21 protein-coding genes are annotated in these 22,715 nt (G+C 72.1%); 18 read left to right on the top strand and 3 right to left on the bottom strand.

Features of this window, described 5'->3' with window-relative positions; genetic code table 11:
- Positions 1–115: 115 nt before the first annotated feature.
- Positions 116–1,222, bottom strand: coding sequence for a citrate synthase 2 (locus tag ACLQ2X_RS08080; RefSeq protein WP_425680329.1), 1,107 nt, complete (start codon positions 1,220–1,222; stop codon positions 116–118).
- Positions 1,223–1,493: 271 nt separating this feature from the next.
- On the opposite strand from ACLQ2X_RS08080, the gene pdxH reads away from it, so the two are divergent.
- The 7 genes from pdxH to ACLQ2X_RS08045 all read left to right on the top strand — a co-directional run bounded on the left by pdxH (position 1,494) and on the right by ACLQ2X_RS08045 (position 7,432).
- Positions 1,494–2,123 (top strand): pyridoxamine 5'-phosphate oxidase, encoded by a 630-nt coding sequence (gene pdxH, locus ACLQ2X_RS08075; protein ID WP_425680406.1) that lies wholly within the window; start codon positions 1,494–1,496, stop codon positions 2,121–2,123.
- Positions 2,120–3,412, top strand: coding sequence for an MFS transporter (locus ACLQ2X_RS08070; RefSeq protein WP_425680328.1), 1,293 nt, complete (start codon positions 2,120–2,122; stop codon positions 3,410–3,412). Before pdxH ends, ACLQ2X_RS08070 begins: the two co-directional genes overlap by 4 nt.
- A 15-nt stretch (positions 3,413–3,427) precedes the next feature.
- On the top strand, positions 3,428–4,354 hold the full coding sequence (locus ACLQ2X_RS08065) for an aldose 1-epimerase family protein (RefSeq protein ID WP_425680327.1): 927 nt from the start codon (positions 3,428–3,430) through the stop codon (positions 4,352–4,354).
- A 2-nt stretch (positions 4,355–4,356) separates the two neighbouring features.
- Positions 4,357–4,959, top strand: coding sequence for a nitroreductase family protein (locus ACLQ2X_RS08060; RefSeq protein WP_425680326.1), 603 nt, complete (start codon positions 4,357–4,359; stop codon positions 4,957–4,959).
- A gap of 108 nt (positions 4,960–5,067) precedes the next feature.
- Positions 5,068–5,373 (top strand): type II toxin-antitoxin system VapB family antitoxin, encoded by a 306-nt coding sequence (locus tag ACLQ2X_RS08055; RefSeq protein ID WP_425680325.1) that lies wholly within the window; start codon positions 5,068–5,070, stop codon positions 5,371–5,373.
- Between the two features lie 31 nt (positions 5,374–5,404).
- Positions 5,405–6,565: an acyl-CoA dehydrogenase family protein gene (locus ACLQ2X_RS08050; protein ID WP_425680324.1), complete on the top strand. Its 1,161-nt coding sequence runs from the start codon at positions 5,405–5,407 to the stop codon at positions 6,563–6,565.
- A 99-nt stretch (positions 6,566–6,664) separates the two neighbouring features.
- Positions 6,665–7,432 carry a DUF4230 domain-containing protein gene (locus ACLQ2X_RS08045; protein ID WP_425680323.1) on the top strand — a complete coding sequence of 256 codons (768 nt, stop codon included), beginning with the start codon at positions 6,665–6,667 and terminating at the stop codon, positions 7,430–7,432.
- A gap of 60 nt (positions 7,433–7,492) precedes the next feature.
- Here the strand turns inward: ACLQ2X_RS08045 and ACLQ2X_RS08040 are convergent, their stop codons facing one another.
- Positions 7,493–7,696: a PspC domain-containing protein gene (locus tag ACLQ2X_RS08040; RefSeq protein WP_425680322.1), complete on the bottom strand. Its 204-nt coding sequence runs from the start codon at positions 7,694–7,696 to the stop codon at positions 7,493–7,495.
- A 425-nt stretch (positions 7,697–8,121) separates the two neighbouring features.
- On the opposite strand from ACLQ2X_RS08040, the gene ACLQ2X_RS08035 reads away from it, so the two are divergent.
- The 6 genes from ACLQ2X_RS08035 to ACLQ2X_RS08010 all read left to right on the top strand — a co-directional run bounded on the left by ACLQ2X_RS08035 (position 8,122) and on the right by ACLQ2X_RS08010 (position 16,739).
- Entirely contained in the window at positions 8,122–9,492 is a 1,371-nt protein-coding gene (locus ACLQ2X_RS08035; RefSeq protein WP_425680321.1) for an L-serine ammonia-lyase, read from the top strand.
- Between the two features lie 64 nt (positions 9,493–9,556).
- Positions 9,557–10,384, top strand: a complete 828-nt coding sequence (locus tag ACLQ2X_RS08030; RefSeq protein WP_425680320.1) for an ABC transporter permease — start codon at positions 9,557–9,559, stop codon at positions 10,382–10,384.
- Positions 10,381–11,127 carry an ABC transporter ATP-binding protein gene (locus ACLQ2X_RS08025; protein WP_425680405.1) on the top strand — a complete coding sequence of 249 codons (747 nt, stop codon included), beginning with the start codon at positions 10,381–10,383 and terminating at the stop codon, positions 11,125–11,127. The genes ACLQ2X_RS08030 and ACLQ2X_RS08025 overlap by 4 nt, the downstream gene beginning before the upstream one ends.
- Positions 11,124–13,058 carry a DUF5941 domain-containing protein gene (locus ACLQ2X_RS08020; protein WP_425680319.1) on the top strand — a complete coding sequence of 645 codons (1,935 nt, stop codon included), beginning with the start codon at positions 11,124–11,126 and terminating at the stop codon, positions 13,056–13,058. Before ACLQ2X_RS08025 ends, ACLQ2X_RS08020 begins: the two co-directional genes overlap by 4 nt.
- Positions 13,059–13,079: 21 nt before the next feature.
- A complete protein-coding gene (locus tag ACLQ2X_RS08015; RefSeq protein ID WP_425680318.1) occupies positions 13,080–15,269 on the top strand; it encodes a bifunctional glycosyltransferase/CDP-glycerol:glycerophosphate glycerophosphotransferase in 2,190 nt (729 codons plus the stop codon).
- Between the two features lie 156 nt (positions 15,270–15,425).
- A complete protein-coding gene (locus ACLQ2X_RS08010; protein WP_425680404.1) occupies positions 15,426–16,739 on the top strand; it encodes an ABC transporter ATP-binding protein in 1,314 nt (437 codons plus the stop codon).
- Positions 16,740–16,799: 60 nt separating this feature from the next.
- On the opposite strand, the gene ACLQ2X_RS08005 is transcribed toward ACLQ2X_RS08010, so the two are convergent.
- Entirely contained in the window at positions 16,800–17,474 is a 675-nt protein-coding gene (locus ACLQ2X_RS08005) for a uridylate kinase (RefSeq protein WP_425680317.1), read from the bottom strand.
- 99 nt (positions 17,475–17,573) lie between these two features.
- On the opposite strand from ACLQ2X_RS08005, the gene ACLQ2X_RS08000 reads away from it, so the two are divergent.
- Genes ACLQ2X_RS08000 through ACLQ2X_RS07980 form a run of 5 tightly spaced genes read left to right on the top strand, consistent with a single transcriptional unit; the run spans position 17,574 to position 22,682 of the window.
- Positions 17,574–18,569 carry a sulfotransferase family protein gene (locus ACLQ2X_RS08000; protein WP_425680316.1) on the top strand — a complete coding sequence of 332 codons (996 nt, stop codon included), beginning with the start codon at positions 17,574–17,576 and terminating at the stop codon, positions 18,567–18,569.
- Positions 18,566–18,988: a hypothetical protein gene (locus tag ACLQ2X_RS07995; RefSeq protein WP_425680315.1), complete on the top strand. Its 423-nt coding sequence runs from the start codon at positions 18,566–18,568 to the stop codon at positions 18,986–18,988. Before ACLQ2X_RS08000 ends, ACLQ2X_RS07995 begins: the two co-directional genes overlap by 4 nt.
- A gap of 58 nt (positions 18,989–19,046) precedes the next feature.
- Entirely contained in the window at positions 19,047–19,514 is a 468-nt protein-coding gene (locus ACLQ2X_RS07990) for a DUF4442 domain-containing protein (protein ID WP_425680314.1), read from the top strand.
- A 46-nt stretch (positions 19,515–19,560) separates the two neighbouring features.
- On the top strand, positions 19,561–20,313 hold the full coding sequence (locus tag ACLQ2X_RS07985; RefSeq protein ID WP_425680313.1) for an HAD family hydrolase: 753 nt from the start codon (positions 19,561–19,563) through the stop codon (positions 20,311–20,313).
- Entirely contained in the window at positions 20,310–22,682 is a 2,373-nt protein-coding gene (locus tag ACLQ2X_RS07980) for a glycoside hydrolase family 65 protein (RefSeq protein ID WP_425680312.1), read from the top strand. Before ACLQ2X_RS07985 ends, ACLQ2X_RS07980 begins: the two co-directional genes overlap by 4 nt.
- The last annotated feature ends 33 nt before the right edge of the window (positions 22,683–22,715 follow it).

The following is a 22,715-nucleotide window of genomic DNA, read 5'->3' as shown; positions in this document are numbered from 1 at the left end:
CGGGAGGCCCCAGAGGGTGGGGGGGCGGTGCGGGGCGCCGGGTGCGCGGGGCGTCCGGGGGACGGGGCCCCGCCCGAGGCGTTCCCGGGGGGGGGGGCCCCCTTCCCCGCACACCTCAGACGCCGTGCGGAATGGCGTCCCAGCCCTCTACCTCCTGCGGCTTGCGCGAGGCGGGGCCGACGTACGTCGCCGAGGGGCGGACCAGCCGCTGCAGCTTCTTCTGCTCCAGGATGTGCGCGGACCAACCGCCCATCCGGGCGCAGGTGAACATCGAGGTGAACATGTGCGCCGGCACCTCGGCGAAGTCCAGCACCACGGCCGACCAGAACTCGACGTTGGTGGCGAGGACCCGGTCCGGGCGGCGGGCCTGCAGTTCGGCCAGCGCGGCCTTCTCCAGCGCCTCGGCGACCTCGAAACGCGGCGCGCCCAGCTCCTTGGCGGTCCGCCGCAGCACGCGGGCGCGCGGGTCCTCGGCCCGGTAGACCCGGTGGCCGAAGCCCATCAGCCGCTCGCCCCGGTCGAGGACGCCCTTGACGTACCCCTCGGCGTCGCCGCTGCGCTCGACCGCCTCCAGCATGCTGAGCACCCGGGACGGGGCGCCGCCGTGCAGCGGGCCGGAGAGCGCGCCGATGCCGGAGGAGATGCAGGCCGCGGCGTCCGCGCCGGTGGACGCGACGATCCGGGCGGTGAAGGTGGAGGCGTTCAGGCCGTGTTCGGCGGCCGAGATGAAGTAGGCGTCGACGGCCTTGACGTGCCGCGGGTCGGGCTCACCCCGCCAGCGCTTCATGAACCGCTCGACGATGGTCTCGGCCTTGTCGATCTCCTTCTGCGGCACGGCCGGCAGGCCCAGCCCGCGCGCCGACTGCGCGACGAAGGACAGCGCGGTGACCGAGACCCGGGCCAGGTCCTCGCGGGCCTGCTCGTCGGAGATGTCGAGAAGCTGGCTGAGCCCCCAGTACGGGGCCAGCATGGCGACCGCGGACTGCACGTCGACGCGGATGTCGCCGGAGTGCACGGGCACCGGGAACGGCTCGGCCGGCGGCAGGCCCGGCCCGAACCGGCCGTCCACCAGCAGCGCCCAGACGTTGCCGAAGGAGACCTGGCCGATCAGATCCTCGATGTCCACGCCCCGGTAGCGCAGCGACCCGCCCGCGCGGTCGGGCTCGGCGATCTTGGTCTCGAAGGCTACGACGCCCTCCAGGCCCGGTTTGAAATCGGACATGTAGTCTCCTGCTTCGGCTCGGTGCGCCCGGCGGGCTGATCGAGCCCCGCAGCTCAGGCGACCCTCAGGGTGTGTGGTTCGGAACATCTTGCCCGGTCGGTAACAAGCTGCGCGACCCACAGCCACTGTGCGCCACACGACATCCGCGCCGGTGCGCGGTGGTGCGGGTGGGTGAAGACTGGGTGCCGGGGCCTGGCCAGCGTCGGGGGACGCCGGCACACCCGGGAGAGGGGCGAGCACAGTGACAGGCGACACACCCGCCCCGGCCGGTATGCGTAACGAGTACGCCGCCGACCTGGGCCTGACCGAGACGGACCTGGCACCGGACTGGCACACCCAGTTCGCCCGCTGGTTCGCCGACGCGGTGGCCCGTCCGCTCCCCGAGCCGAACGCGATGGTGCTCGGCACGGCCGACGCGGCGGGGCGGCCCAGCGGACGCACCGTGCTGCTCAAGGGGTACGACCCGGACGGCTTCGTCTTCTTCACCAACCACGGCTCGCGCAAGGGTGCCGAGGTGACCGCGAACCCGTGGGCCAGCCTGGTCTTCCCCTGGTTCTCGATGCAGCGTCAGGTCACCGTGACCGGCCGGGTCGAGCCGGTGGACCGGACGGCGACGGAGGCGTACTTCGCCAGCCGACCGCGTGGTTCCCAGCTCGGCGCGTGGGCCAGCACCCAGTCGTCGGTGGTGCCGGACCGGGCCGCCCTGGACGCCGCGTACCGGGCGGCGGCGGAGAGGTTCGCCGGCGTCGACCCGATCCCCGCGCCGCCGCACTGGGGCGGCTTCCGGGTGCGCCCGGAGACGGTCGAGTTCTGGCAGGGGCGGGCGAGCCGGCTGCACGACCGGCTGCGTTTCCGGCGTACCGGCGACGGGGTCTGGGCGGTCGAACGGCTCGCACCGTGACGCAGGCCAAGCAGGCCCGGCCGCGCGGGCCGCGCGGCTGGGCGATCGACCTGCGCCCGTTGGGCGTGCCCGCGTACCGGCGGGTGTGGCTCGGCAACGCGGTGGCGATGTTCGGCTTCCAGTTCACCGCCGTGGCGGTGCCGGTGGAGATGTTCGACCTGACCGGCGGCTCGCTCTGGGTCGGTCTGCTGGGCATCGCCGGGTTCGTGCCGCTGCTGGTGTTCGGGCTGTGGGGCGGCGCGGTCGCCGACGCCCGGGACCGCCGCCGGGTGCTGCTGGCCGGCGGCTGCGTGCTCTGGGCCTCGACGCTGGGGCTGCTGGTGCAGTCGCTGGCCGGGGCGCGCAGCCCGCTGCTGCTCCTGCTGCTGGTGGGCCTCCAGTCGACCGCCTTCGCGATCACCTCGCCGGCCCGCAGCGCGATCCTGCCCCGGCTGGTGCCGGCCGAGCTGGTGCCGGCGGCCACCACGCTGAACTTCACCACGTTCACCGCCGCCGCCGTCTTCGGCCCGCTGGCCGCGGGGCTGATCTTCGCCGGCTGGCAGGTCGAGACGGCGCTGCCCATCGCGTACGGGGTGGACGCGCTGCTGTACACCGCGGCGCTCTGGGCGACGCTGCGGCTGCCGGCGATGCCGCCCGCGGCGGACCCGGACGGGGGCGTCCGCAAGGCGGGCCTGGCCAGCATCATCGACGGTTTCCGCTACCTGGCCACCACACCGGTGCTGCTGCTGTCCTTCGCCATCGACCTGATCGCGATGATCCTGGCCATGCCGCGGGCGCTCTTCCCGGAGCTGGCGCAGGACCGGTTCGGGGGCGGTGCGGCGGTCGGCTGGCTCTACAGCTCCATCGCCATCGGCGCGATGCTCGGCGGCCTCACCTCCGGCTGGATCGGCCGGGTACGCCGGCAGGGGCTGGCGCTCACCGTCGCGGTGGTCGCCTGGGGTGTGGCGATCGCGGGCGCCGGTCTGGCCGGGCAGCTCTGGCCGGTGGTGGTGCTGCTCGGGGTGGCCGGCGCCGCCGACCTGGTCAGCGCGACGCTGCGCCAGTCGATGCTGCTGGTCTACGCGCCGGACCGGATGCGTGGCCGGCTCCAGGGCGTGAACACGGTGGTGGTGGCCGGCGGGCCGCGCCTGGGCGACCTGCGGGCCGGGGCGATGGCCGCCGGCTTCGGCACCGGATTCGCCATGGTCGGCGGTGGTCTCGCCGCCGCGGTGCTGGCGGTGCTGCTGGTGACGGCGTTCCCCGCGTTGCTGCGCTATCGCGCCACCGTCACCGCCGAGGACCGGCGGTGACGGTAGGGTCGCCGAATGGGGATCGACGTGCAGGCACCGTCCGGGACACAGTGGACCATCTCCGGTGACGGCCACCAGGCCGTCGTGGTCGAGGTGGGCGGTGGGCTGCGGGCCTACCGGCACGACGGGGCGGACTACCTCGACGGGTACGCCGACGACGAGGTCTGTCCCGGCTCGGCCGGTCAGGTGCTGGCGCCGTGGCCGAACCGGATCCGCGACGGCGCCTACTCGTTCGGCGACCGCTCGTTCCAGCTCGACCTCACCGAGCCGGACCGGCACAACGCCCTGCACGGCCTGGTCAACTGGGTGCGCTGGCACCTGGTCGAGCAGTCCCCGCAGAGCGTGACGGTCGGCTACGACCTGCCGCCCACCCCCGGCTACCCGTGGGCGCTGCGGCTGCGGACCCGGTGGAGCGTCGGCCCGGACGGCCTGCGCGCCGAGCACGAGGTCACCAACGTCTGCGCGGAACCCGCGCCGTTCGGCTTCTCCGTGCACCCCTACCTGCAACTTCCGAAGGTCGGTGTGGACGAGATGACGCTGCGCGTCCCGGCCCGGCGGCGGGTGCTCGTCGACGGTCGGCTGCTGCCCGTGGCGGTGTCCGAGGTGGCCGGCTCCGAGTACGACTTCACCACCGCCGGCCCGATCGGTGACCTGGTCATGGACACCGCCTTCGGCGACGTGGTCCGGGACCCCGACGGCGGTTCGGCGGTGGCGCTCGGCGCGCCGGACGGCTCGGCCGGCCTGCGGATCTGGGCGGACCGCGAGTTCGGCTGGTGGCAGGTGTTCACCGGCGACACGTTCGACGGCGAGCGGCGCCGCCGTTCGGTGGCGGTGGAACCGATGACCTGCCCGCCGGACGCGTTCCGCTCCGGGCGGGACCTGATCACGCTGGAGCCGGCGCAGACGTGGCGGGGCGCCTGGGGCGTACGGCCGGGGGTCTGAGCGTGGAGTTCGCCGAGGTGGTCCGGCGACGCCGGATGGTCCGCAACTACGACCCGGGCCGCCCGGTGCCGCCGGAGGTGGTGGACCGGCTGTTGGCACACGCGGTCCGGGCACCGTCGGCCGGGTTCGCCCAGGGCTGGGGTTTCCTGGTGCTGGAGGAGCAGGCGGACCGGGACCGGTTCTGGGCTGTGGCCACACCGGACGGCGGCGGCCGGGAGCGGTGGCTGGCCGGGATGCGCCGGGCACCGCTGATCGTGGTGCCGCACGCCAACCGGGACGCCTATCTGGACCGGTACGCCGAGCCGGACAAGGGCTGGACGGACCGCGCCGAGGACCGCTGGCCGGTGCCGTACTGGTTCGTGGACGCCGGTTTCGCGGCGCTGTTGATGCTGCTCACGGCCGTCGACGAGGGGTTGGGCGCGTGCTTCTTCGGCATTCCCCCGCAGCGGCTCGGGGCGTACCGGGAGGCGTTCGGGGTGCCACCGGAACTCCGGCCGGTCGGTGCGATCACGGTCGGCTACCGGGCGGTCGACCACAGGTCACCGTCGCTGCGCCGGGGGCGTCGCCCGGTGCAGGATGTAATCCGGCGGGGGCGATGGAGTTGAGCGCTCCGCAGCGTACGGAAACAGACACCCGGGAGTAAAACGAGAGGTGCCGGCTGCGGCTAGGCTGGCATCCACATGTCAGCTCGGCCTGGGGGAGGAGAGCACGCCGTGATCTTCAGGGCGGTCCGGGACGGGCGTCCCTACCCGGAGCACAACCTCACGCTGAAGCAGTGGGCCGAGATCCCGCCGCGACCGCTGCGGTTGGACCAACTCATCACCACCAAACGGGAGTTGGCGCTGGACAAGTTGCTCGCGGAGGATTCCACCTTCTACGGTGACCTCTTCCCGCACGTGGTCCAGTGGCACGGTGGCCTCTACCTGGAGGACGGCCTGCACCGGGCGCTACGCGCGGCGTTGCAGCAACGCAACCAGATCCACGCCCGGGTGCTGGTCCTCGGCGACCCGGGCGAGTGACGGCTGCCTGAGTCTTGGTTAAGGTGACGCCATGACTGCTCTCGACCTGCTCGACATCGATGCGTCGCTGAGCGAGGAGGAGCGGCAGATCCGTGCCGTCGTGCGCCAACTCGTCACCGACCGGGTGCGCCCGCACGTCGCCGGCTGGTACGAGGACGGCGAGGTGCCGGCCCGCGAACTGGCCCGCGAGTTCGGCAAGCTCGGCCTGCTCGGCATGCACCTGACCGGGTACGGCTGCGCCGGCGCGTCCGCGGTCGCGTACGGGCTGGCCTGCCTGGAACTGGAGGCCGGCGACTCGGGCGTGCGCTCCCTGGTGTCGGTGCAGGGTTCGCTGGCCATGTACGCGATCTGGCGGTTCGGCAGCGAGGAGCAGAAGCAGCGCTGGCTGCCCGCCATGGCCACCGGCGAGGCGATCGGCTGTTTCGGGTTGACCGAGCCGGACCACGGCTCCGACCCGGGCTCGATGGCCACCCGCGCCCGCCGCGACGGCGACGACTGGATCCTCAACGGCAGCAAGTTGTGGATCACCAACGCGCCGATCGCCGACGTCGGCGTGGTCTGGGCGCGTACCGAGGAGGGGGTGCGTGGTTTCGCCGTACCCATGGACACGCCGGGGGTGACGGCGCGGGAGATCCGCCGCAAGATGTCGCTGCGCGCGTCGTTGACCGGCGAGATCGCCCTCGACGACGTGCGGCTGCCGACGGACGCCCTGCTGCCCGAGGCGATCGGGCTGAAGGCGCCGCTGGGCTGCCTGACCGAGGCCCGGCACGGCATCGTCTGGGGTGCGCTCGGCGCGGCCCGTGACTGCCTGGAGACCGCCCTGGGGTACGCCACCACGCGCACCCAGTTCGGCCGGCCGCTGGCCGGTTTCCAGCTCACCCAGGCCAAGCTCGCCGACATGGCGGTGGAGTGGAACAAGGGCCTGCTGCTGGCGCTGCACCTGGGCCGGCTCGCCGACGCCGGGCGGCTGCGCCCCGACCAGGTGAGCGTGGGCAAGCTGAACAACGTGCGCGAGGCGCTGGCCATCGCCCGGCAGTGCCGCACGATCCTCGGCGCGAACGGCGTGTCCGGCGAATATCCGGTGATGCGGCACGCCAACAACCTGGAGAGCGTGCTCACCTACGAAGGCACCTCGGAGATCCACCAGCTGGTCATCGGCCAGCGGCTGACCGGGCTCTCCGCGTTCGCCTGACCTGCCGTTTCACCCAATCGGGTCGCTCGGCGCGCGACTGTCGCACGGTAGCCGTACCGTCATTGGCAGTCGATGTGTCGGACGAGGACGGTGAGGGCGATGGCCCGCGACGGTGACATCAACGAGCCCACGAGGGAATTCCCGGATTACCCGACGACCGGGTCCCTGCGTGACCGGGCGGAGGAGGCCCCGGCCGACCCCACCCCGGGCGCCCCGGCGTCGGGCGGTGGTGCCGCGCGGGGTCTGCTCTGGGTGCTCGGCGCGGCCGCGCTGGCGGTGGTGGTGCTGCTCGGCGTGCAGGCCACCGGCCTGCTGCCCGACTTCCGCAACCCGTTCGCCAAGGAGCAGACCGACCGCAGTCAGCCGCCGCTGCTCAAGTCGATCCGCGACCTGAGCCGGTACGTCGCCGCGGAAGGCAACTTCCAGGTGGTGGTCGACGTGCAGAAGGACCGGCGCAACGTGCCCGACTTCCTGCTCAACGAGCGCACGCTGTTCGTCGGGGCGGGCCGGGTCGAGGCGTACGTCGACTTCACGAAGATCGCCGACGGGGCGGTGGTGGTCTCCGAGGACGGCAAGTCCGCCGAGATCAAGCTGCCCGCGCCGCAGCTCGGCGAGACCGACCTGGACATGGACAAGAGCTACGTGTTCGCTGAGGAACGCGGGCTGATCAACCGGCTCAACGACCTGGTCGCCGGTGATCCCAATCGGCAGCAGCAGGTCTACAAGCTGGCCGAGGACCGGATCACCGCCGCGGCCCGGGACAGCGGGCTCACCGCCCGCGCCCAGGAGAACACCCGCAAGATGCTGGAGGGGCTGCTGCGGTCCCTCGGCTACGAGAAGGTGACAGTCACCTACGCCGCGCCCTGACCCCGCGTGCGCCGCGCGCCCGCCCCGATCGTCGGGGCGGGCGCGTCGGTGTCTCGGCGCTCAGCGGGTGGCGAGGTAGCGGTCCTCGTTCGGCATCAGCACCCACAGGACCAGGTAGACGATCACCTGGGTGCCGGGCAGCAGCAGCGACAGCAGGAACAGCAGCCGGACCATCCCGGCCGACATGCCGAACCGCTGCCCCAGGCCGGCGCAGACGCCGGCGATCATGCGCCCCTGACGGGGCCGGACCAGTTTGCGACTCATCGTCGTCTCCCACTTCTGCGGCGATCCGCCGCGCTGATTCCACGGTAGAGAGGGGTGCGCGCCGCGCCCTCGGCCCCGAGGAGGATCGGCGACCCGGGCACCCGTAGGTGCTTACCCCGGAACGCCCCAACCGACCCCCGCCTGCCCGCGCGATCATGAAGTTGACGATGTCGATCCCGGACATGCCAGCGCCGAGATCTTGGTAGGAAAGCGCCCCGGTGAGGGCCGTTTCCCACCACGATCTCGGCGGGCTTCGGGAGGACGGGGCGGGGGTACTGGGAGGGGGTCGGTGGACAGAGGGCGAGGTAGGCTCGCCTGTCGGGCACCCACATCCCGGGTGCCGGCCGTCGACCCGCCCGGCGGGCGCGGCACCTGCGCACCGGTCGGATCCGCACAACGGGGACGACGGCGAGGAAAGCAGACCCATGATCAGTGTGTTTGACCTGTTCAGCGTCGGTATCGGGCCGTCCAGCTCGCACACCGTCGGTCCGATGCGGGCGGCCCGTACGTTCGTGGCGGGTCTGAAGGCCGACGGGCTGCTCGCGGACGTGACCCGGGTCCGGGCGGAGCTGTTCGGCTCGCTCGGCGCGACCGGCCACGGCCACGGCAGCGACCGGGCGGTGCTGTTGGGGCTGGAGGGCGAGGTTCCGGAGACGGTCGACACCGACACGGTCGGGGCGCGGGTGCGGCAGATCCGGGCGCGGCGGCGGCTCGCCCTGTTCGGCAGCCAGGAGATCGACTTCGACCCGGACCGGGATCTGACGCTGCACCGGCGGCGCTCGTTGCCGTACCACCCGAACGGGATGACGTTCACGGCCTTCGACGCGGCCGGCGACGAGGTGCGGGCGCGCACCTACTACTCGGTCGGCGGCGGGTTCGTGGTGGACGAGGCGGCGGCCGGCGCGGACCGGATCAAGCCGGACGGCACGCGGGTCCGGTATCCGTTCCTGACCGGGGCGGAACTGCTGCGGGTCACCGCCGACACCGGCCTGTCGATAAGCGAGGTGATGCTCGCCAACGAGCTGTCCTGGCGCGCCGAGGCCGACGTACGGGCGGGGTTGTCGGAGATCTGGCGGGTGATGCGCGAGTGCGTGGAGAACGGCTGCACCCGCGACGGCGTGCTGCCCGGTGGGTTGAAGGTGCGGCGGAGGGCGGCCGAGCTGCGGCGCAGCCTGGAGGCGGAGACCGGCGCGGGTGACCCGCTGCGTGTCATGGACTGGGTCACGTTGTTCGCGCTGGCGGTCAACGAGGAGAACGCGGCGGGCGGCCGGGTGGTGACCGCGCCGACGAACGGCGCCGCCGGGATCATCCCCGCCGTCCTGCACTACTACACCCGGTTCGTGCCGGGCGCCTCCGAGGACGGGGTGGTCCGGTTCCTGCTGACGGCCGGCGCGATCGGCGTGCTGTTCAAGGAGAACGCGTCGATCTCCGGGGCGGAGGTCGGCTGTCAGGGCGAGGTCGGTTCGGCCTGCTCGATGGCGGCGGCGGGGCTCGCCGAGGCGATGGGCGGCACACCCGAGCAGGTGGAGAACGCCGCCGAGATCGGCATGGAACACAACCTCGGCCTGACCTGCGACCCGGTGGGGGGCCTGGTGCAGATCCCGTGCATCGAACGCAACGCGGTGGCCAGCATCAAGGCGATCACCGCCGCCCGGCTGGCGCTGCGCGGCGACGGGGTGCACGCGGTGTCCCTGGACAAGGTCATCAAGACGATGCGGGAGACAGGCGCCGACATGAAGGTCAAGTACAAGGAGACGGCGCGGGGCGGGCTCGCGGTCAACGTGATCGAGTGCTGACCCCGTTGGGGTGACCCGGCGCGTCCACCGGCCGGCACGGGCCGGGCCGGGCGAGGATGGTCCGGTGACGTCAGGCGTCGGGGCGCTCTGGTCGGCCCGCACCTCGCTGCGCATCCTGGTCCGGCGGGACCTCGCGGTGAAGTACCAGCAGTCGGTGCTGGGCTACCTGTGGTCGTTGATCGAGCCCCTCGGCATGGGCCTGATCTACTGGTTCGTCTTCGGCGTGCTCTACTCCGGCGCCACCCGGCGGCACCTCGGTGAGGCGGCCGGTTCGTACCCGCTGTTCCTGATCACCGGGATCTTCGCCTGGATGTGGGCGAGCTCGGCGCTGACCGAGGCGGCCAACGCGCTCACCGGCCAGGCCCGGCTGATCACCACGATGAACCTGCCCCGCCCGATCTTCCCGATCGGCCGGGTCGCCGGGCGTTTCGCCGAGTACCTGGCCGGCCTGCCCATCCTGGTCGCCATCGCGGCGCTCTACGCCGGCCGGGGGAAGGTCCACCCGGGTTGGCACCTGCTGGCCCTGCCGCTGGCCGTGTCGGTGCAGTTCGTGCTGCTGGTGGGCCTGGCGCTGCTGCTGTCGGCGAGCAACGTGCTGATGCGCGACATCGAGCGGACCATGCGCCTGGTGATCCGGCTGCTGTTCTACGCCACGCCGATCATCTATCCGCTCGGCCTGGTGCGGGAGTCCGGCATGCCGGGCTGGCTGAAGATCGCGTACGAGATGAACCCGCTGGTCGGGATCTTCCAACTGCACCACGCGGTCTGGTACCCGGACGAGTTCCCGGACGCCCGGCTGCTCACCGTCACGGTGGTGGGCAGCGTGCTGGTGCTGACGGTGGGCTGGTGGGCGTTCCGCCGTCTGGAACCGGCCGTGCTGAAGGAACTCTGATGCCGCCGATCATCGAGGCGGACGGGCTGGGCATCCAGTTCGTCCGCAACCGGCGTCGCCAGTTGCGGCTGCGCGAGCTGATCGTGCACCGGGGCGCTCGCGACCCGGACGCCGGCCGGTTCTGGCCGCTGCGGGACCTGTCGTTCCGGATCGAACCGGGTGAGACGGTCGGTGTGGTGGGGCGCAACGGCACCGGCAAGAGCACGCTGCTGCGGCTGATCGCCGGCGTGCTCATCCCCGACGAGGGTGCGATCCGGGTGCACGGGCGGGTCGCGCCGCTGCTGGAGTTGTCCGCCGGGTTCTCCGGCGACCTGACCGGCCGGGAGAACCTCTATCTGGTGGGCGGCCTGCACGGGCTCTCTGCGGCGTACCTGCGCAGGCACTTCGACGAGATCGTCTCGTTCGCCGGTGAGCAGGTGGAACGGGCGATCGACACGTCGGTGCGGCACTACTCGTCGGGGATGAAGGTGCGGTTGGGTTTCGCGGTGATCGCGCACCTGCCACACCCGTTGCTGTTGGTGGACGAGGTGACCGCGGTTGGGGACGCCGAGTTCCGCGCGAAGTGCTATGCGACCATCGAGCGACTTCTCGCGGAGGGACGCACGCTGGTGCTGGTGTCACACAACGACAAGGACCTCACCCGGTTCTGCCGTCGAGGGCTCTACCTCGACGCCGGACGGCTGATCGTCGACGGGCCCATCGACGAGGCGCTGGCGGCCTATGCCGACGCGGCGCAGCGGTGACGCTCGCGATCGTGCTCGCCGCCGAACCGGCGGCGGGCCGGCTCACCGGGGCCCGGGCACCGCTCGCCGACCGGCTGGCCGCGCAGTGGCGGCGGGCCGGGGCGGACGACGTGCGGACCGTGGCCGACCTCGGGGAACTGGCCGACCTGGCGGCCGGCGCGACCGGGCCGGTGCTGGTCAGCGGCGTCGACCTGGTGGCGCACACGGCCGTACTCAGGCATCTGGCGACCAGCCCGGTCGGGCCGACGGTGGCGTTGGTGCTGACCGACGCGCCCGCCGCCGGGCAGGCGGTGGTGCGGGAGGAACGCGGCCAGGTCGTCGCGGTCGGCGACGCCGACGCCACCGGCGTGTTCGGGGGCGCGCTGCGGGTGGGCGCGGCCGATCTGCCGGCGTTCGCCGAGGCGGCGCGGCGCGCGGCCGACGTCCCGCCCGGCGCGCGCCCGCTGGACCCGGTGGACCGGCTGGTGGCGCAGTTCGCCGCCGGCGGCTCGCTGATCTTCGCCCAGCGGGTGCGCCTGCTTGTGGCGCGCCGGGTCGGCGACGCGGCGCAGCGGTCCGCCGCCGAGTCCGCGGTGGCTGCGGTGGACGAGGACCGGGCCGAGTTGAGGCTGTCGGTGAAGGAGCGCGACGACTTCTTCACCACGTACTTCGTCAGCACCTGGTCCCCCTACGTGACGAAGGCGGCCGCCCGGATCGGCATCGGGCCGACCGGGGTCACCATGGTGTCGGTGGCGTTCGCGGTGGCCGCGGCGGTGCTGTTCGGTGTGGGTGGCCGGCCCGCGCTGGTGGCCGGCGCGGTCCTGCTCTACCTGGGGTTCGTGCTCGACTGTGTGGACGGGCAGTTGGCCCGCTACACCCGCAACTTCAGCGCCTGGGGCGGCTGGCTGGACACGATGGCCGACCGGTTGAAGGAGTACGTGGTCTACGCCGGCCTCGGGTACGGCGCCACCCACGCCGGGTTCCGCTACGGCTGGGCGTTGGCGCTGGCCGCGATGACGTTGCAGACCGTGCGGCACATGACCGACACGTGGTACGGCGCGCTGCACGACGAGGCGGCCCGTCGGCCGAAGGCGGCGACCGGGGATGCGGGTGGCATCGGCGGGAAGCTGAACGCCGCCTCGACGCGGGTGCAGGCGGACACCGGCTCGGTGTCGTACTGGCTGAAGCGGACGGTGGTCTTCCCGATCGGTGAGCGGTGGGCGTTGATCGCGTTGGCCGCCGCGTTGTTCGGGCCGTTCGTGGCGCTCTGCGCGGTGTTGGTGTGGGGCACGTCGGCGTTCGCCTACACCTGTGGGTTGCGCACGCTGCGGGCGCGGTGGATGCGGGTGCCGGTGCTGACCACGGTGGACGCGGGTCTGCACCGCGACGACGGGGTGGCGGCGGTGCGGTCGTTGCCCGTGGTGCGCCGGCCGCTGGCGCTGGCGCTGCTCGGCGCGTTCGGGGCGACGGCGTTGCTGGTGTGGGCGTTGTCGGCGGTGCACGGTGGCAGGGACCTGCCGCGGTGGGCGGTGGTCCCGGCGCTGGTGGTCCTGTTGGGCGCGGCGCTGGGGGCACGCGCGCCGCACGCCGGTGCGTTGGACTGGCTGGTGCCGGCCGCGTTGCGGGCCGGAGAGTATCTGTTCGCCATCGCGGTGGGGGTGGCCGGCCGGGTGCCCGCCTGGTTGATCTTCGGGTACATCCTGGTGCTCACGCTGCACCACTACGACCTCACTGCCCGGCTGGAGAAACGGCAGTCGGCTCCGCCGTTGCACGCGGCCACTCTGGGCTGGGTCGGAAGGTCGACACTGCTGGTGATCGGCTCAATTGTCGGGTTTGCCGAGATGATCATGGCTATACTCGGGACGTACCTTCTTGTCGTTTTCGTTGCGAGTGTGGTCCTCGCCTGGGTGGTCGGGCCGGCCCGCGCCCACGGGGGTGAGCGTTCTCGCTGAGCTGACCGAGGGTGGACCCGAGTGGCCTTGATCAGTTTCGTCGTGCCGGCGTTCAAGGTGCAGGGCTACCTGCGGGAGTGTCTCGACTCGATCCTTGAGCAGCCGTTCGGCGACTTCGAGGTGATCGGGGTCGACGACGCCTCCCCGGACGGCAGCGGCGAGATCCTGACCGAGTACGCGGCGCGTGACGCCCGGGTCCGCCCGGTCCGCCTCACCGAGAACGTCGGGCTCGGTCCGGCCCGCAACATCGGGCTGGACCGGGCCGTCGGCGACTATGTCTGGTTCGTCGACGGGGACGACTGGCTGGTGCCCGGCTGCCTCCCGCACGTCGCCGACCGGCTCCGTGACACCACCCCGGACGTGCTGATCGTCGACCATGTCCGGGCACATTGGAACAACGTCGGCACCCGCAGCGCCATGCGGGACGTCTTCCCGGCGCCGCCGGACCCGGCGACGTTCACGCTGTGGGAGCGGCCGGATGCGCTGCGGTTGCTGCACACCGCCTGGAACCGTGTGGTGCGCCGGGAGTTCCTGCTCGTCAACGGGCTCCGCTTCGAGTCTGGCTGGTACGAGGACGTGTCGTTCACCTACCCGGCGCTGATGGCCGCCGAGCGGATCGGCGTACTCGACCGGGTCTGCCTCAACTACCGGCAGCGCCGCACCGGGGCGATCACCCGGACCCGGGGCGACCGGCACTTCGAGGTCTTCCCCCAGTGGCACCGGGTGTTCGCGATGATGGACCGCTGGGGGCCGGCGGTGGCCGGACTGAGGCCCGCGGTCTTCGAACGGATGATCTGGCACTACCTGACCGTGCTCGGCAACGGCGACCGGATCGCGCCCGAGCTGCGGGCGTCGTTCTTCGCCCAGATGCACGCCGACTACGTCCGGTTCCGGCCGCCCGAGGGCTGTCCGGTGCCGCCCGGCGCGGAAGGGCTCAAGCACCGGCTGGTGGCGGCCGGCCGCTGGCGGACGTTCAGCGCGTTGCGCGAGGCGCACCAGGCCAGGGAGGTGGCGCGGCGGGCCGCCCGGACGGCTCGGCGGCGCGTGGTGCCGGCGGCCCGGGGTGCCGCGCGGCGGGTCCGCAACACGGCGCTGCGCGAGTACTACCGGGCCGAGCTGCGCCGGCCGATCGACCCGACCCTCGCCGTCTACGCCGCGTACTGGTACCGGGGCTACTCGTGCAACCCGGCCGCGATCTACGAGGCGGCCCGCCGGCTCGCCCCCGAGATTCGCGGCGTCTGGATCGTCCGGCGGGACCGGGTGGACACGCTGCCGCCGGGCGTCGAGTACGTCGTCGCCGGCACCCGTGAGTACCACCGGGTGCTGGCCCGCGCCCACTGGCTGATCAACAACGTCAACTTCCCGGACTTCGTCCGCAAGCGCCCCGGCTCCGTGCACGTGCAGACCCACCACGGCACACCGGTGAAGGTGATGGGGCTGGACCAGCAGCGCTACCCGGTGGGCGCGATGGGCATGAACTTCGCCGACCTGCTGCGCCGGATGGACCGCTGGGACTACAGCATCAGCTCCAACCGGTTCTCCACCCAGATGTGGGAGCGGGCTTACCCGGCCGACTACACCACCCTGGAGGTCGGCTACCCGCGCAACGACCGGCTGGTCCGCGCCACAGTCGAGGACTGCCTCCGAGCCCGTGCAGGGCTGGGGATCGGTCCCGACGAGCACGTGGTGCTGTATGCGCCGACGCACCGGGAGCACCTGCCCGGTTGGTGGCCGCCGTTCGACCCGGACCGGTTACGCGACGTGCTCGGCCCACACGGTCGGGTGCTGATGCGCAGCCACTACTTCCACGACCGGGACCGCAGGCCCCGGGGGCCGGCCGCGGGCGCGGTGCTCGACGTGAGCGAGTACGAGCGGGTGGAGGATCTCTACCTCGCTGCGGACGTGCTGGTGACCGACTATTCCTCGGCGATGTTCGACTACGCCGTGCTGGACCGGCCGATAGTGGTCTACGCCCCGGACTGGGACGCCTACCGGGTGGCCCGGGGCGTCTACTTCGACCTGCTGGCCGAGCCGCCGGGCGCGGTCGCGCGCGATTTCCCCGGCCTGCTGGAGGTCTTCCGCTCCGGTGCGGTCCGCGACGAGGCGGCGAAGCGGGCGCGTGCGACGTTCCGGGAGCGGTTCTGCGCACACGACGACGGGCACGCGGCCGAGCGGGTGGTGCGGCGGGTCTTTCTCGGCGATCCAGGCTAAATCGGGTGGGCGCCGGTCGATTACCCCGCGTGTCGGCGCAAATATCGCTTAATAGGGCTGTCACGGGCCGAACATCGCACGTTTACCCGATGTGCGAAGCGCAGGAGGCTGGTCACAGTCATTCCCGAGTTCAGGCGAGGAACTGGGGAGGTGACGGTGGCCACCGTCGCGCTCAAGGATGTCACCAAGGTGTTCCAGGACGGAACGGTCGCGGTCGACACCATCAATCTGGACGTCAACGACGGCGAGTTCATGGTGCTGCTGGGCCCCTCGGGCTGCGGCAAGTCCACCGTGCTGCGGATGGTGGCAGGGTTGGAGGACCCCACCTCCGGCGCAATCCTGCTCGGCGGTGAACTGGCCAACGACCTGCCGCCACGGGATCGGAAGATCGCTATGGTCTTCCAGGACTTCGCGCTCTATCCGCACATGACCGTGGGAGACAACATCGGTTTTCCGCTGCGCCTGTCCGGAATCGAGCCGGCGCCGCGCGGTGAACGTATTCAGGATGTGGCGAGCGCGTTGGGCATCGGCGACGTGCTGGCACGCAAACCCAGCCAGCTCTCCGGCGGCCAGCGGCAGCGGGTGGCCATGGGCCGAGCCATCGTGCGCCGCCCCGGCCTGTTCCTGATGGACGAGCCGCTGTCCAACCTGGACAGCGGCCTGCGCGCCGAGCTGCGCGCGGAGATCTCCGGGCTGACCCGCGAGTTGGGCGTCACCACCCTCTACGTCACCCACGACCAGGCCGAGGCGCTCACCATGGCCGACCGGGTGGCGATCATGCGCAAGGGCGTGCTCCAGGACGTGGGCACCCCCACCCAGGTGTACGGTCGGCCGGCCACGCTCTACGTCGCCGCCTTCCTCGGCAGCCCTCGGATGAACCTGCTGGAGGCGTCGGTCTACGTCCACCTCGACCGGTACGTCACGTTGAACCTCGGTGATCAGGCGCTCTACCTGCCGTGGGACGACATCCGCAGCCGCGCGGTGGCGCACTACCACGGCGAGCGGATCGTCGTCGGCATGCGCGCCGAGGCCCTCACCCCGGTCGCCCCGGACACCGCCGGGGACGTGCTTCACGGCCGCATCCGCTACCTGGAGCACCACGGGCACGAGTCGCTTGCGTTCCTGGACATCGGCGCCACCGCGATCGTGGTCGACGAGATGAGCAGCCCGGTCGAGCAGGCCGCCCCGGGCCAGCGCGGCCTGCGCCGGTTCGGTCAGGTGATGCAGCGGCTCACCGGACGCACGGCGGAGGGGACGCCCTCCGACGCCCCGGAGGCGGGCCCCGGCGGCAACCGCACAAGCGTGCTGCCCGACCCGGGCCGGCACCACCGCCGGCCGGCGGAGCTCGCGGTACGGCTGGCCCCGTACCCGGCGGTGTCGTCCGGGCACCCGCTGGCCGTGCAGGTGCGGATGGACGCGCTGCACTTCTTCGACGAGCGCGGCGACCGCATCGACGTCGGCTGGCGCTGACAGGAAGGGCCCCCTGTTAACGCATCCGGTAGAGGAGGGGGCCCTTCTTGACGCCGCCGTTCACCGGGCCCGCGCCTCCCAGGCCGGCCGCCGGGGCTCGTCGTTGTGCACGATGATGTCGACGTGATCGGCCGGCCGGACCGTGGCGAAGTAGAGCTGCTGGGCGGGGAGGTAGCGCTCGCGCCAGCGCCGTTCGACGTCGGCCCGGGACGACACTCGACGCTCCCGCACCACGGCGCGGTCGACGGTCCTGTCGAGCGCGGTGGACACGAAGATCCGCAGGTCCCACCGGTCGACCAGTTCCGGGCGCATGAGGAAGACGCCGTCGAAGACCAGGACGGCGTCGGCGGGGACGGTCCTGACCGATGGGGACAGGACGGCGTCGGCGGTGTGGTCGTAGACCGCGTGTCGGATGCGTCGGTCTCCGCCCGGGCCGAGCGGATCGAGCAGGACCCGGTTGAGCGCGGCGTGGTCGTGGGCGTCGAAGTAGCAACCTTCGGCCGAGTATTCGCCGCGCGGGTAGCGCTGCGCGCGGGGGAAGAGGAAATCGTCGACCGAGGCGCGGACGACGTGGCGGCCCCGGGCGCGCAGGACGGCGGCCAGTTCGTCGGCGAGTGTCGTCTTGCCGGCGGCGGGCGGTCCGTCGACGGCGACCCGCGTCGGGTGGGTGACGGTGCTGCCGCCGACTGCCGCCGCCAGGCGGCCGAGCAGTTCGTCGCGGGTGCCGTGGTCCATGTCCTGCCCGTCGTGGTCTCGGTCGGGTCCGGCCGTGGGAGCCGTTGACGAGGATAAATGGTTTGCGCGGACGCGGGGTGCCGAGCTTGACTCCTCGCCATGCCGATCCCCCCACCGATCTTCGTTGCCGGCACGGGTCGTTGCGGCACGTCGCGGATCGCGGACATCATCGGCGAACATCCGCTGATCCACCGGATTCCGATGGAGACCAGGTTCCTGGTCGACCCGGGTGGCCTGCGGGACCTCGCCGACGCGCTCACCTGTCGATACGACCCGACCGTCGGTGAGGACGCGCTGCACCGGCTGAGTGACTTCCTCACCGTACGGGTGCCGGACCGGCGCGACGATCGCGGCAAGACCGTTCCCGAGTTGGTCGGCGGGCGGCGCTACCGGGACGCGGTGCACAAGCTCTGGCCGCAGCTGACGGCGTACATGTTCGACGAGCCCGTGCCCGCGGCCGGCTTCGGTGACGCCGCCCGGCCGGCCGGGCCGTTCCAGCCGCCGAGTCGCCGACGCGTCGTGCCCAGGTACTTCCGCGACCGGGCGGAACTGATCGGGATCCTGCGGGGCCTGATCGACAGCCTGTTCGGCGGCGCGGCCGCCGACGCCGGCAAGCCGACCTGGTGCGAGAAGACACCGTTCAACCTGCTGTCCATGGAGTTCCTCTGGGAGTTGGTCCCCGAGGCGACGATCGTGCACATCAAGCGTCACCCGGTCTCGGTGCTCGCCTCCCACCTGGTCCAGCCGTGGGCGCCTTCCACCGTCGAGGGAGCGCTCGCCTACCTCGAACCGGTCTACCGCCGTTGGCTCACCTGGAAGAACACGGTCGACCTGACGGGCCGGCGATACGTCGAGGTGAAGGCGGAGGATCTCGCGGCGGACTGGACCGGGCAGCGCCGTGCCCTGTTCGAACGGCTCGGGGTCGGCGACGTCGCCACCCGGTCGGCGTTCCAGGCGCAGCGGCTAACGAACCGCACCGACCAGTTCGATGCAGAGACCCGCCAGTTCATCGAAGAGGCACTCGGTGACATCATCCCGGCCATGGGATACGAGTGCCAGCGCCGCCGCGGCGACGCTGGTAGGTCCGGCCGGTGAGTAGGGCTTCCAGAGGTGGCGCGAGCTTCCGCACGCTGTACCACGGGAGCGCGGCCGACGGCGGAGGTGGCTACGGCCTGTTCCTGATCCGCCGGTCCGGCGGCTGGGCCCGGCACTGGGCATCGATCAACACGGGAATGCACCCGGTGCCGCCCCCGCCGTTGATAGACCTCGCGCACGAGACTGTCGTCACGCTCGCCGTGGGCAGGCGACCCACTCTTGGCTACGACGTCACGATCGAGGACGTGACTGTGCGGGACGCGACTCTGGTGGTGACCGGCGTGGAGAGGCGCCCGGTGGGTGGCGCGACGCTGGACATGGTGTGTTCACCGATTCACGTGGTCGCGGCGCGGATCGGGCCGGACGCCTTCGAGGACATGGTGCTGAACCTGCACATCAAGGCTCAGGACGTCGAGTGAGGGGACGGCCGCCCGACCATGCCTTGCCGGTCAAGTTACCGGCGAGTAGCGTTCGGGTATGACCATCGACTCCCGCCAGGTGGCGGCCGGCCTCCTCGACGCCGTGCCGTTCGCCCGCACACTCGGAATCGAGTTCGTCGAGGTGGCACCCGAGGCCGAGGGCGGGGTCCGGGTCGTGGCCCGGCTCCCCGACACCCCGGCGCAGCACAACCACCTCGGCGGGCCGCACGCCGGCGTCATGTTCACGCTCGGCGAGAGCGCATCGGGGGCGGTCGCCCTGGCCGCGTTCGGCGAGGTGCTCGACCGGGCCGTACCCCTGCCCGTGACGGCGAGCATCCACTTCCGCAAGGTGGCGATGGGGCCGGTGCTGGCGACCGCCCGACTCGGCCGGGCGCCGGCCGAGGTGCTGGCCGAGCTGGACGCCGGCCGGCGACCCGAGTTCCCGATCGAGGTGGAGATCCACACCGAGGACGGCACCCTCACCTCCTCGCTCACCCTGATCTGGACGCTGCGTCCCAATCGCTGACCGGCGTACGGGTTTGCCCGGCGAGACACCCGGATAGATTCAGGCAATGTTGGGCCTACCCGCGCACGTCACCGCGTGCCTCTTCGACCTGGACGGCGTACTGACGCAGACCGCCAGGGTGCACAACGCCGCCTGGGCCGAGACGTTCGACGCGTTTCTGCGACGTCGGTCGGCCGAAACCGGCGAGCCGTTCCACCCCTTCGACCCCGGACCGGACTACAACCGTTACGTGGACGGCAGACCGCGCGCCGACGGGGTGCGCTCATTCCTGGCCTCGCGGGGCATCGCCCTGCCCGAGGGAACACCCGACGACCCCCCGGAGGCGGACACCGTCAACGGCGTCGGCAACCGCAAGAACGTGGTCCTGCTCCAGCGGATCGAGCAGGACGGGGTCGACGTGTACGACGGTTCGGTCCGCTACCTGGAAGCCGCCACCCGGGCCGGCCTGCGCCGCGCGGTCGTCTCGGCCAGCGCCAACTGCGCCGCCGTGGTGCGGACCACCGGGCTGGACCACTGGCTCGAAGCGCGGGTCGACGGCGTCGTCGCCCGCGAGCGCGGCCTGCGCGGCAAGCCGCACCCGGACACCTTCCAGGAGGGCGCGCGGCTGCTCGGCGTGGAACCCCCGCAGGCCGCCGTGTTCGAGGACGCGCTCGCCGGGGTCGCCGCCGGGCGGGCCGGCGGCTTCGGGTACGTGATCGGCGTCGACCGGGTCGGCCAGGCCGACGAGTTGCTCGCGAACGGAGCCGACGTGGTCGTCACCGACCTCGCCGACCTGCTGACCCAGGAGCCGGCCGCGTGATCCGGGAACGGTCCTACCCGGTCGAGCCGTGGCACGTCCGCGAGGTGCGCCTCGACATGGACGTGCTGGCCCAGTCCGAGTCGGTGTTCGCGCTCTCCAACGGCCACGTCGGGCTGCGCGGCAACCTCGACGAGGGCGAACCCCACGGCCTGCCGGGCACCTACCTGAACTCGTTCTACGAACTGCGCCCCCTGCCGTACGCGGAAGCCGGCTTCGGCTTCCCCGAATCCGGGCAGAGCATCGTCAACGTCACCAACGGCAAACTCATCCGGCTGCTCGTCGACGACGAACCACTCGACGTCCGCTACGGCGAACTGCTCGCCCACGAACGGGTCCTCGACCTGCGCGCCGGCACCCTGCAGCGGGAACTGCACTGGCGTTCCCCGGCCGGCCGGGAGGTGCGGGTCCGCAGCACCCGGCTGGTGTCGTTCACCCAGCGTTCGGTCGCCGCCGTCCACTACGAGGTGGAGGCGGTCGACGGGCCGCTGCGGCTGATCCTGCAGTCCGAGCTGGTCGCCAACGAGTCGCTGCCGCCGCAGAGCCGCGACCCCCGGGTCGCCGCCGTGCTGGAGTCGCCGCTGCAGGCCGAGGAAGAACTGACCACCGACGACGGCGGCCTGCTCATTCACCGGACGAAGGTCAGCGGGCTGCGTGTCGCCGCCGCCATAGGCCACGACGTGCACGGTCCCGAACGGACCACCATCGAGTCCGAGGGGTACGAGGACTGGGTCCGCACCACCATCGGCTGCGTGCTCAAGCCCGGCGAGAAACTGCGGGTGGTCAAGTACCTCACGTACGGCTGGTCCAGCCGGCGGTCCCTGCCGGCGCTGCGCGACCAGGTCGGCGCCGCGCTGGCCGCCGCCCGACTCGACGGCTGGGACGGACTGCGCCGCGCCCAGCGGGAATACCTGGACACGTTCTGGGACGCCGCCGACGTGCGGGTGGAAGGCGACCCGGAGGTGCAGCAGGCCGTCCGGTTCGGGCTGTTCCACGTGCTCCAGGCCGGGGCCCGCGCGGAACGGCGGCCCATCTCGGCCAAGGGCCTCACCGGCCCCGGGTACGACGGCCACGCGTTCTGGGACACCGAGATGTTCGTGCTGCCGGTGCTGACGTACACCCAGCCGAGCGCGGTGCGCGACGTGTTGCAGTGGCGCTACGACACGCTGGCCCAGGCGCAGGAACGGGCCCGTACGTTGAACCTGGCCGGGGCGGCCTTCCCGTGGCGCACCATCGACGGCGCCGAGTCGTCGGCGTACTGGCCGGCGGGCACGGCCGCGTTCCACATCGCCGCCGACGTGGCCGACGCCCTGCGCCGATACGTGCTGGTCACCGGCGACGAGGCGGCGGAACGCGAGATCGGGTTGGAACTGCTCGTCGAGACGGCCCGGCTGTGGCGCTCGCTCGGGCACCACGACCGCGCCGGCCGGTTCCACATCGACGGCGTGACCGGCCCCGACGAGTACACCGCGGTGAAGAACGACAACATCTACACCAACCTGATGGCGCAGCGGAACCTGCGTACCGCCGCCGACACCGCGATGCGCCACCGGGACCAGGCCCTCGACCTGGGCGTCACCGAGGAGGAAGCCGCCGCGTGGCGGGACGCCGCGCACGACATGCACCTCCCGTACGACCCGGAGACCGAGGTGCACGAGCAGGTGGAGGGCTTCACCCGCTTCCAGGAGTGGGACTTCGAGCACACCCCGCCGGAGAAGTACCCGCTGCTGCTGCACTACCCGTACTTCGACCTGTACCGCAAACAGGTGATCAAGCAGGCCGACCTGGTGCTCGCCATGCACTGGCGGGGCGACGCGTTCACCGACGAGGAGAAACGCCGCAACTTCACCTACTACGAGCGGCGCACCGTACGTGACTCGTCGCTGAGTGCCTGCACCCAGGCGGTCCTGGCGGCCGAGGTGGGCTTCCCCGAACTGGCCCACCGCTATCTGCGCGAGGCCGCGCTGATGGACCTGCACGACCTCAACGAGAACACCCGCGACGGGGTGCACATGGCGTCCCTGGCCGGTGCCTGGATCGCGCTGGTCGCGGGCTTCGGCGGGCTGCGGGACCACGACGGGACGCTCTCCTTCGCGCCCCGGCTGCCCAGCCGGCTCAGCCGCCTGGAGTTCTCCCTCCAGTGGCGGTCGATGCGGCTGCGGGTCGACGTCCGGGCGCACCAGACGACCTACTCGCTGCGCAACGGCGGGCCGGAGAGCAGCCTGGAGCTGCTGCACCACGGGCAGCCGCTGCGGGTCACCTCCGCGCGACCGGTCACCGTGCCGGTCCCGCCGGCACACCCGAGCGGGCCGCAGCCGGAGCAGCCACCGGGCCGGGCACCGTTGATGCACCTGCCGGAGAACACCGGCTGAGTCGCCCGACCACCTGTCGAGCGGTCCCGCCCG

The sequence above is a fragment of the Micromonospora sp. DT31 genome (assembly GCF_049841795.1).
GTDB lineage: Bacteria > Actinomycetota > Actinomycetes > Mycobacteriales > Micromonosporaceae > Micromonospora.
Note: the sequence above shows the minus strand (reverse complement) of the source record. Positions and strands in the feature narration are given on the sequence as shown.

Bases quoted from the DNA above. Each gene is read 5' to 3' on its own strand.
- ACLQ2X_RS08080 (WP_425680329.1), bottom strand. From the start codon at position 1,222: ATGTCCGATTTCAAACCGGGCCTGGAGGGCGTCGTAGCCTTCGAGACC.
- pdxH (WP_425680406.1), top strand. From the start codon at position 1,494: ATGCGTAACGAGTACGCCGCCGACCTGGGCCTGACCGAGACGGACCTG.
- ACLQ2X_RS08065 (WP_425680327.1), top strand. From the start codon at position 3,428: ATGGGGATCGACGTGCAGGCACCGTCCGGGACACAGTGGACCATCTCC.
- ACLQ2X_RS08050 (WP_425680324.1), top strand. From the start codon at position 5,405: ATGACTGCTCTCGACCTGCTCGACATCGATGCGTCGCTGAGCGAGGAG.
- ACLQ2X_RS08045 (WP_425680323.1), top strand. From the start codon at position 6,665: ATGGCCCGCGACGGTGACATCAACGAGCCCACGAGGGAATTCCCGGAT.
- ACLQ2X_RS08040 (WP_425680322.1), bottom strand. From the start codon at position 7,696: ATGAGTCGCAAACTGGTCCGGCCCCGTCAGGGGCGCATGATCGCCGGC.
- ACLQ2X_RS08035 (WP_425680321.1), top strand. From the start codon at position 8,122: ATGATCAGTGTGTTTGACCTGTTCAGCGTCGGTATCGGGCCGTCCAGC.
- ACLQ2X_RS08005 (WP_425680317.1), bottom strand. From the start codon at position 17,474: ATGGACCACGGCACCCGCGACGAACTGCTCGGCCGCCTGGCGGCGGCA.
- ACLQ2X_RS08000 (WP_425680316.1), top strand. From the start codon at position 17,574: ATGCCGATCCCCCCACCGATCTTCGTTGCCGGCACGGGTCGTTGCGGC.
- ACLQ2X_RS07990 (WP_425680314.1), top strand. From the start codon at position 19,047: ATGACCATCGACTCCCGCCAGGTGGCGGCCGGCCTCCTCGACGCCGTG.
- ACLQ2X_RS07985 (WP_425680313.1), top strand. From the start codon at position 19,561: ATGTTGGGCCTACCCGCGCACGTCACCGCGTGCCTCTTCGACCTGGAC.